Raw genomic sequence first — 1124 nt, 5'->3', positions numbered from 1 at the left:
GACGAGGTTTGGCTCAATCCGGAACGGGCTGAACCTGAATTAGTGAAGCTGGCTGCATGAAGTGACGCGACAACTTTGTTGACAACTACCGAAAACCGCCATAGCTTTCGATCCTAGCGCCAGGCCTGTTTATTCTCACTTAGACCCCCTTGTGGAGCTGTTGCTACAAAATGGGAATAAATTAGCTAGAGAATATCGATGGGGGGAGGATCGAACAGGATTCTACTGCCCACTTCAAGACTTGTTAGACTTCGATTTGATCGGGCGCACGTTTGATCTTCCTGAATTTATACGGCTTGATCGTGAAAATAACGCGATAGAGTGTGACCGAACTTGGGCATCAATACGCGGTGGGGTGGAGAAGAAGTAGTTAAGCCATCGGCCGACCATATAGCTGGCACAGCTCCTTGATGACGTTCACGTAAGTGATCTCGCCGGTGATCATTCGGCCGGCGCGCTCCACATTGTCGTCGGTGGGTTTAAGCCCCTCCAACGCCCACGACGCCTTGATCTCCTTCCACGCCCAGTGGGCGTTGGCCAGGTCGATGTAGTGGCGCCGTTGGCGCGCAGCGTCGAGCGAGCCGTGGTGTTGGACGCCCTGTATACGCTGGATTGCGCGGCCTGTTTGCGCCGTCGGCGCTTAATGTGCCTGCCAGGAAGGCGTGGCCTACGATTCTTGGTATTACCAATTCCTGCGTCAGAAAAATGCCAAGGCAGGATAGGCTTTCGCCCCCACTTGTAATACTAGGCGTCGGCGCCTCCTTGGGCTACTGTCCCAGCGCGGATAGAAATCCCTGCACGAAAGCGGCCCGGCGCGCATCGGCCGCCAGATAGCCGTGTTCGGCGGCTTTGGCCAACGCCAGTTCGGGCGTCGCTGCGTCCCCCGGCTGCGCTGCCGCCTCCCCCTTCATGTACGCCAGATCGGCGGCTGACATCAACATTGCTTTCTCCCTTTCGTCATCACAAAACCATTGCCGCAGCCGCCCCGAAAGGGTTGGCCCGGCCGTCCCAAATCCATACACCGTTTCATCGTAAGCGCTCCACGAACCCCAACCTATTCAGCCAGGCAGAATGCTGGTTAAATCCGGGGTATGCAAATCCTTCACATTCCACGGCAGCAGCGC

Annotated in this window: 1 protein-coding gene; it reads right to left on the bottom strand. The window is 56.6% G+C overall.

Features of this window, described 5'->3' with window-relative positions; all coding sequences use genetic code 11:
* Nucleotides 1-767: 767 nt before the first annotated feature.
* A complete protein-coding gene (locus tag H7U20_RS29760) occupies nucleotides 768-941 on the bottom strand; it encodes a hypothetical protein (protein ID WP_199762754.1) in 174 nt (57 codons plus the stop codon).
* Nucleotides 942-1124 lie beyond the last annotated feature (183 nt).

Source organism: Rugamonas violacea (genome assembly GCF_016461825.1).
Classification (GTDB): domain Bacteria; phylum Pseudomonadota; class Gammaproteobacteria; order Burkholderiales; family Burkholderiaceae_D; genus Rugamonas.
Note: the sequence above shows the minus strand (reverse complement) of the source record. Positions and strands in the feature narration are given on the sequence as shown.